This window comes from Chryseobacterium koreense CCUG 49689, assembly GCF_001045435.1.
Taxonomy (GTDB): Bacteria; Bacteroidota; Bacteroidia; order Flavobacteriales; family Weeksellaceae; genus Kaistella; species Kaistella koreensis.
This window is the reverse complement of sequence record NZ_LFNG01000041.1, coordinates 1-8,399: the sequence shown is the minus strand read 5'-3', so window position 1 is coordinate 8,399 and position 8,399 is coordinate 1. Positions and strand designations below refer to the sequence as shown.

Sequence of the window (8,399 nt, the reverse complement as noted above, 5' to 3'; positions counted from 1 at the left end):
GGAGGAGCGGTATCTGTGTAGAAAAATAGTTCGAAGAAAGTTTGCATTCCTTTAGGAATGATATCTCAAAAAAAAAAAAACTTTCGTTTTTTAGCAAAATCGTGTTTTATGGTTTCATTTTAATGCATTTAACCAGAAGTCGGTTCAAATTTGGTCTTGATTTAAAACTGATTTCAAGTCCAATATTTGGGTTGGAAAAAATGCAGTCCGCATTTTTTGAATTTTGCCCAAAAGTAGCAGATATTTCTTTTCAAAAATTGGATTGAAATCAAGATTTTGCATTTTTCTTACAACGGGAATAGGTTTCCGGCGTAATCTGCAAATAGGAAGCAATCACTTTGTCGGTCAATCTGGGTTCCAACGCGGGATTTTCTGCGAGGAAAATCTCCACTTTTTCCTGCGGCGAAAATGAGGTCAAAAATTCAATTCTTTTGATCTGGAAATTCTGGAAATCTTCCAGTATTTTGGTGTAGATGCTTTTGGCCTGTTCAGATTCGGCCATTAATTTCTGGAAATTCCCAAAGGTGATGCTGTAGGTTTCCGTGTTTTCCAATGCCTGAATATTGGCCGGACTCGCAATTTTTTCGGAAAAACTTACCAGAATGGTGCAGAATTCGTTTTCTTTCACGATCAGCCGGGTAAACTCGGAACCATTGGAATTGATGTGGAAAGTCCTCAAAATCCCTTGGTGGATGAAATAGAGTTTATGGCAAATTTCTCCGGCATGGAGCACGATTTCATTTTTCTTAAAATTTTCTTTTTGAAAATATTTTTCCAGAAGTTGGTTTTGTTCCTTTAACCAATCGAGTTTTTTTTCGGCAAAATCTTCCAGGGATTCAAAGTGGTTCATTCGTCAGAAATTGGTGAATAAAGTTAAAGAAAAATCCCGAAAAAAATCGGGATTTTCAAGATAGGATCTGTTTTAGTTTTAAAGCGAGCATTTGAATCTTTCGAAAGCAGCGATATCAAGCATTTCCCGGTCATCCGGATGAGAAATTCCGATGAGTGCCTTAGCTCTTTCACGCAGACTTTTTCCATACAGGTTCACCGTTCCGTATTCGGTGCAAACATAGTGGATGTGGCCTCTGGTGGTCACCACTCCCGCTCCCTGTTTCAGATAGGGAACGATTCTCGGAATGCCCTTATTGGTTCTGGAAGAGATTGCCATAATGGGTTTGCCGCCTTCTGAAAGCGCCGCACCACGCATGAAATCCATTTGTCCGCCAATTCCGGAAAACTGGTAGGTGCCGATGGAATCCGCACAAACCTGTCCCGTCAAATCAATTTCGATGGCGGAATTGATGGCGTGCATTTTTTTGTTTTTCATAATGTTGATCGGGAAGTTCACGTGTTGCACATCCATGAATGCAATCGAAGGGTTGTTGTCCACAAAATCATACAATTTCTTGGTTCCGAAACAGAAACTGGTGATCGTTCTGTTCAGGTGGGTTCCTTTATATTTGTTATTCACCACGTCATTCAGGATCAGGTCCACGATTCCGTCGCTCAGCATTTCGGTATGGACTCCTAAGTTTTTGTGATTGCCCAAACATTTCAGTACCGCATCAGGAATGGTTCCGATTCCCATTTGCAGTGTAGCTTCGTCATCTACGATTTCTGCCACGTTTTTTCCGATCCGCATTTCAATGTCGGTTACTTTTGCGCCGTAATCCAGGGTCATCAATTCTTCATCATGCCACACCATTTTGTCGATCCGGCTGTAGTGGATCATCCCGTCACCGTGAACGCGCGGCATTTTTGGATTCACAATCGCGATGATTTTCTTTGCCGTATCCACCGCTGCTCTCGCTACATCCACTGAAGTTCCCAAAGTACAGTATCCGTGATTATCTGGTGGTGAAACGGTCACCATCGCCACATCCAGCGGAAGCATTCCGTTTTTAAATAAGGTGGGGATCTCACTTAAAAATATCGGCACAAAATCTCCGCGCTCAGAATTCACCGCCTCTCTAACCGGCGTGGAAGTGAACAGCGACTTAATGAAAAAACTGTCTTTATATTCTGGTTTTGCAATGGCTACATTTCCTTGTTGGGTAATGGAAACCAGTTCTACATTTCGCAGTTCTGGAGCCCTTTTCGCCAATTCATCATAAAAAAGATTGGGTGTACAGGCACTTCCATGTCCAAAAATTCGGTCACCGCTTTTGACCACTGAAACGGCTTCTTCGGCACTTACATAATTGATCATTCTTAATTTTTTTTGTGAGTTAAGATTTATTTCTAATTCTTCTCAAAAATACATTTTTTCGGCACAATTTGAAAGATGAATTTTGTCAATAAAAAAGGGATTTGAAAGAAAATACGAAATGCTGGATTTGAAATTTCGGTGATGAATAGATCATTTACAATTCGATTATATTTACTCCCGAATGTAATTTAATATTTCAACAATATTTCCGCTATGAAATTTAACCTTCCAATTTCGTACTTCGTATTTCCGCTCATTCCTGGCTTCTGTCATTCAAGTGATTTTCCGGGGATTCCAGCCAGGACAGGTAATAGGAGTCGTCTTCCACCTTCATGGCTTCCTCCGTAATTTGGAATGGGCGGAATGGATCCACCATCACCGCATATTCATCGGTGAATTTTTTGCCGATACTTCTTTCCATCGCACCCGGATGGGGACCGTGCACAATTCCTCTCGGGTGAAGGGTGAAATCCATTAAATCGATATGGTTTCTGCTCATGAAGTCGCCTTCGGTGTAGAACAAAACCTCGTCAGAATCAATGTTGGAATGGTTATAGGGTGCCGGAATCGCAAGCGGATGATAATCATACATTCTTGCCACAAAAGAGCAGACCACAAAGTTGTGCCCTTCAAAATTCTGGTGAATGGGCGGCGGAAGGTGCACCCGTCCCGTGATAGGTTCGTAGTTTTTGATGTTGAATTTGTAGGGGTAAAAGAATCCGTCCCAACCTACCACGTCAAAAGGATGCGTGGCATAAACAAAATCCCAAATCTGGTCTTCTTTTTTCACCTTCATCAGGAAATCTCCAGTTTCATCTTTGGGTTCCACAAAACTGGGCGCCACCATATCCCTTTCGCAGAAAGGGGAATGTTCCAAGAGCTGCCCAAATTCGTTGCGGTATCTTTTCGGGGTATAAATGGGAGAATGGGATTCCAGCACGAGGAAAACGTTATTTTCCTGATCCAGTTCCATCTGATAAATCGTTCCGCGAGGAATAATCAAATAATCCCCTTTAGAAAATTCCAGATTTCCCAAGAAGGTTTTCAGGGTTCCGCTGCCTTCGTGCACAAAAAGAAGTTCGTCGCAGTCGCCGTTTTTATAAAAATATTCGGTTGATTTTCTCGGTTTTGAAATGCCCATTTTCAGGTCGCCATTCACCATCAGGATTTTTCTGCTGTCAATGTAGTCGTCTTCCGGAGTCACGTTCATGCCTTTGAACATCCTTGGTTTCACATTTTTTTGAATGGCAATTTTCGGGGTCACATCTCGCGGTTCGCTCACCGATTTGATCTGTGTTGGTCGGTGGATGTGGTAGAGAAGTGAGGAAATTCCGTGAAAACCTTCAGTCCCAAAAAGCTGTTCGTAATAGAACTTGCCTTCTTCGGATTTAAAAATGGTGTGTCTTTTCGGCGGGATTTTCCCCAATTTGTGGTATGTCATTTTTGCTTTTTTCTTAAAGGTAAATTTACAATTTTTATAACGAAAGCAAAATCCCTGCGACAGAATGAATTAAAAAAGTGCTTTTTTTCCGGATTTTATTAGTGCAGATACTTTAAAATTCAATGCTGAAAACCCCACCGTAAACTCGAAAACAGGAATACGCTTTGTCCCTAAGACGAAACTTGATGAACCATAATATTGATTTGAGGGTACGGAACAAAACGATGATGAGATTATCCGGAAATCCCCATCACCGGTTCATAGAACCCTTCCTCCATCACGCCGAATTGCTGGGCGAGAAGTTGGAGCCCGTTCAGGTTGTTGATGAGGTTTTCACTGCTGGTGTTTAAGGGAATCGCACCGATTTCGGTATGGATTAAGGTCATTCCGTTTTCGGAATCAAAATCGGTTTTAGCGAAAGGAAGTTTTCGGAAATAATTCAGTGCGAAACCAACGGTATCTGCCATGAATTCAGGAAAAATCAAAACACCTCCCGCCACCATATTTTTGATGAATTCGCGAACCTCTTCTTTCGGAGTTTCCACGGTTACCAATGCGATATTGGGCTGAAACCGGGCTGCTTCGTCCACATCTGAGGTCTGAAACAAAACGAAATCCTGGTCGTTTTTCAGGATTTGGTTTGCCGAGAAATAATCCACTTTTTTTCCATTAAAATCAAGGACTTCCAATAAAAATCTTGAAATTTCAGGTAAAGAGCTGTAAACCAGAACCCGGGTTTTGTTTTGCGAGTAATCGATCATTTCTGCAAGTGCCGTCTTCATAAAATATTATTTTGTTTCCGGAACACTGACCTTTGATTGAATGAGCTGTCTGAACGCATTGTTGATGTTGTCCCATTTTTTCTGGTCTCCCTCCATGATGAGTGATGCGTCGGTTTTTCGGCCGGAATTTTTTCCTTTTTTCACGTTGATGCTTACAGAAATATGGTCGTAGATTTTTTTCAGATCTTCGCGAATCTTCAGGAAATTATTTTCAGTAAGGGCGGTTTCGATCATTTTGATTTCATCATCCGTCACCTTGAATTCTTTTTTTATGTTTTTTCCCTGGCCTTCAAATGAGTAGAGGGCATCATTCCCCTTGATCAGGAAATTCTCGTAAATTGGCGCAATGCCGCCACTTCTGGAGTAGCTGTAATCAAAATCGGAATATATTTTTTGGGAATTACACGAAACAAGTGAAGCAAAAACCAATGCCGAAACCAATAGTGCAAATAACTTTTTCATCTGTAATTATTTTAATTAATTAAGTTGTTTTTTCTGCTGATTTTTGTGCCTTAAGTTCCTGTTCATAAACGTGCAACACGTTGAAATCCTCGGTTTGCTCTATGGCGACCATGATTTTGTGGAGAATGGTTTGCGCATCGTCATGATCATAATCGATCTCCAGGGGTTTTTTAAATTCCATGGTTGGACACACACCGGTGACTTTTACCCTTAAACCTTTCTTGTCAAAAGCTCTTCTAAAGCCGTTTATTTTAATGGGAACCACGATCGGTCTTTGATTTTTCACCAATTTGGCGGTTCCTTTTCTTCCCTGTGCAAATGCGGCGGTAGTTCCCTGCGGAAAAGTAATCACCCAACCGTTGTCTAGGGCTTTCATGATGTTTTCCACCTCGTTCAGGTCCACCATTCTGTTCACGTTTTTTCCTTCAGCACGCCAAGTCCGCTTCACGGTCACTGCTCCCGCCAATTTGAAGATTTTGGTCATGAGTCCTTTGTTCATGGTCTCTTCCGCGGCAACATAATAGAAATCTACTTTCGGATTGAGCAGGTACACCGGATTTTTGATGGTGTTCAAGTAGCCGTTGTTCACTGCGCAAAAAGCGTGATACATTGCTGCCACATCTGCGAAATAAGTTTGGTGGTTGGACACGAAAAGCACGTTGGAATCGGGCAGATCCACCAGATATTCGGTTCCGCTGATTTTCAGTTTGTTGAAGCCGTTGAACCTTCGGTAGGAAATGATTCCCAAAATGAAAATGATGGCTCTTTTCAGGAAGTAAAGATGCCCAAAAGCGTCTGTGAAAATGTTTTTCTTCGCCATTATCTATGATAACATAATCTGCGAAATTACAAATTTTTCAGCAATGTGCTGAACTCGCTCAAAATCATGGAGGTGGCTCCCCAGATCAAATAATTGTTGAAATTGATGACCGGAACTTTCACGCCTCTCGAGCTTGGAAGTACCAGCATTTCAGGTTTTTCGATCAAATTCAAAAGTGAAGAAACCGGCAGTTCGATCAATTCCACAGCCTCGGTTTCCTGCAAAATAAATTGTGGATTTTTTTTGGTGTAGGAAATGAAAGGCCTAACGTAAAAATTGCTGGGCGGAATGTAAATAGGCGACAATTCGCGGATAATCCTTACGTAATGTTCCTCAATTCCCATCTCTTCAGAGGTTTCCCTTTTTGCAGTCGCGGCGAAATCAACGTCGTGTTCTTCTTTTTTTCCTCCTGGAAGCGAGATTTGTCCGCTGTGCCGGTCGTTTTCATTGGTGCTTCGCACGATCAGCGGAAACCACCATTGATTGTCTTTTAAATAAAGCAAAATATTCACTGCGGCAAATTTCGGACGCTTTGTCAAAATGTCCTCGTAACTGTAAAGCGGACGATAGGGTGGCGAATAAACCGCGTGTGCATTTTCGCCCTCCAATTTTGCCTGCTGTATATTTTTCAATAAATCCCTTCCGAAAAATTCCATAGTACAAATTTAAGGAAATCGCTGCTGAAAGTGTTGTAAAGGAAAGTTAAAGTTTGGATTGATGTGCAAAGACCTTGGTTATAGTCAGTAGTAGCTTTTTTCGTTTCGGTACATATCAATTTAGTTTTGTCCTCCGGACAAAGGTGCGAGTCTCAGTTCAACACATAGGCTAAAGCCTATGGTTATTCATATGTCGTCCTCCGGACGCTATTCTTAGTTTAGCACAATGATAGGTCCGGAGGACAAAATGTGATTAACCGTAAGATTTATCTTACGGCATAGAATGTGTCGAGAATCCCGCTCGGAGAGCGGAACAAGATTGCTTATCCTGCGGAGAAGGCGCGTGTCTCAGTTCAATACATAGACTAATGCCTATGGTTATTCATATATCGTCTTCCGGACGGAATTCATTTTATAGCACAATGATGTGTCCGGAGGACAAAAAGTGATTAACCGCAAGAACATCCTTTATCAGATCACGTCCGGCACTGATATGTCCGGAGGACAAAATGTGATTAACCGCAAGATTTATCTTGCGGCATAGAATGTGTCGAGAATCCCGCTCGGAGAGCGGAACAAGATTCCTTATCCTGGGGACAAAGGCGCGTGTCTCAGTGCAATACATAGACTAATGCCTATGGTTATTCATACATCGACCTTCGGACAGTATAATGATAGGTCCGGAGGACAAAATGTGATTAACCGTAAGATTTATCTTACGGCATAGAATGTGTCGAGAATTCCGCTCGGAGAGCGGAACAAGATTGCTTATCCTGGGGACAAAGGTGTGTGTCTCTGTTCATAAACACAGACTAATGCCCATGGTCATTCATATATCGACCTTAGGACGGTATTCATTGTATAGCACAATGAAATGTCCGGAGGACAAAAGGTGATTAACCGCAAGTTTAATTGATGCATCCAGTTTGCAACCCCTGATTTGTCCGGAGGACAAAATGTGATTAACGGCAAGATTTATCTTGCGGCCAAGAATGTGGTGAGAATCCCGCTCGGAGAGCGGAACAAAATTCCTAATCCTCCGGACAAAAGTGCGAGTCTCAGTTTAACACATAGACAAAAGCCCATGGTCATTCATATATCGACCTTAGGACGGTATTCATTGTATAGCACAATGATGTGTCCGGAGGACAAAATGTGATTAACCGCAAGATTTATCTTGCGGCAAAGAATGTGTCGAGAATCCCGCTCGGAGAGCGGAACAAGATTCCTTATCCTGCAGACAAATGTGTGTGTCTCCGTTCATAAACATAGACTAATGCCTATGGTTATTCATATATCGACCTTAGGACGGTATTCATTGTATAGCACAATGATATGTCCGGAGGACATAATGTGATTAACCGCAAGATTTATCTTGCGGCATAGAATGTGTCGAGAATCCCGCTCGGAGAGCGGAACAAGATTGCTTATGGTCTGGACAAAGGTGTGTATCTCAGTTCATAAACATAGACTAATTCCTATGGTTATCCATATATCGACCTTCGGACGGTATTCATTGTATAGCACAATGATATGTCCGGAGGACAAAATGTGATTAACCGCAAGTTTTGAGAGCACGTCAAAATCCATCAGGCAGATGTGTCCGGAGGACAAAATGTGATTAACCGCAAGATTTATCTTACGGCATAGAATGTGTCGAGAATCCCGCTCGGAGAGCGGAACAAAATTCCTAATCCTCCGGACAAAAGTGCGAGTCTCAGTTTAACACATAGACTAAAGCCCATGGTCATTCATATATCGACCTTCGGACGGTATTCATTGTATAGCACAATGATATGTCCGGAGGACAAAATGTGATTAACCGCAAGTTTTGAGAGCACGTCAAAATCCATCAGGCAGATGTGTCCGGAGGACAAAATGTGATTAACCGCAAGATTTATCTTGCGGCCAAGAATGTGGTGAGAATCCCGCTCGGAGAGCGGAACAAAATTCCTAATCCTCCGGACAAAGGTGCGGGTTTCAGTTTAACACATAGACAAAAGCCCATGGTCATTCATATATCGACCTT

Annotated in this window: 7 protein-coding genes; all 7 read right to left on the bottom strand. The window is 42.1% G+C overall.

Translation table 11 applies throughout. The annotated features are described in order from the left end of the window. Positions 1-268: 268 nt before the first annotated feature. On the bottom strand, positions 269-850 hold the full coding sequence (locus tag ACM44_RS14365) for a Crp/Fnr family transcriptional regulator (protein ID WP_048500753.1): 582 nt from the start codon (positions 848-850) through the stop codon (positions 269-271). A gap of 78 nt (positions 851-928) precedes the next feature. Continuing rightward, a complete protein-coding gene (locus ACM44_RS14360) occupies positions 929-2,209 on the bottom strand; it encodes an acetyl-CoA hydrolase/transferase family protein (RefSeq protein WP_048500752.1) in 1,281 nt (426 codons plus the stop codon). Between the two features lie 253 nt (positions 2,210-2,462). Further along, entirely contained in the window at positions 2,463-3,650 is a 1,188-nt protein-coding gene (locus ACM44_RS14355; protein ID WP_048500751.1) for a homogentisate 1,2-dioxygenase, read from the bottom strand. Between the two features lie 233 nt (positions 3,651-3,883). Further along, positions 3,884-4,432 carry a hypothetical protein gene (locus tag ACM44_RS14350; protein ID WP_152669392.1) on the bottom strand — a complete coding sequence of 183 codons (549 nt, stop codon included), beginning with the start codon at positions 4,430-4,432 and terminating at the stop codon, positions 3,884-3,886. 6 nt (positions 4,433-4,438) lie between these two features. Continuing rightward, a complete protein-coding gene (locus ACM44_RS14345; RefSeq protein ID WP_048500749.1) occupies positions 4,439-4,894 on the bottom strand; it encodes a M24 family metallopeptidase in 456 nt (151 codons plus the stop codon). Between the two features lie 19 nt (positions 4,895-4,913). Continuing rightward, the gene (locus ACM44_RS14340) at positions 4,914-5,714 is read right to left on the bottom strand and encodes a lysophospholipid acyltransferase family protein (protein ID WP_048500748.1); all 801 of its coding nucleotides are present in this window, start codon (positions 5,712-5,714) and stop codon (positions 4,914-4,916) included. 26 nt (positions 5,715-5,740) lie between these two features. Then, positions 5,741-6,370 carry an NUDIX hydrolase gene (locus ACM44_RS14335; protein ID WP_048500747.1) on the bottom strand — a complete coding sequence of 210 codons (630 nt, stop codon included), beginning with the start codon at positions 6,368-6,370 and terminating at the stop codon, positions 5,741-5,743. Positions 6,371-8,399 lie beyond the last annotated feature (2,029 nt).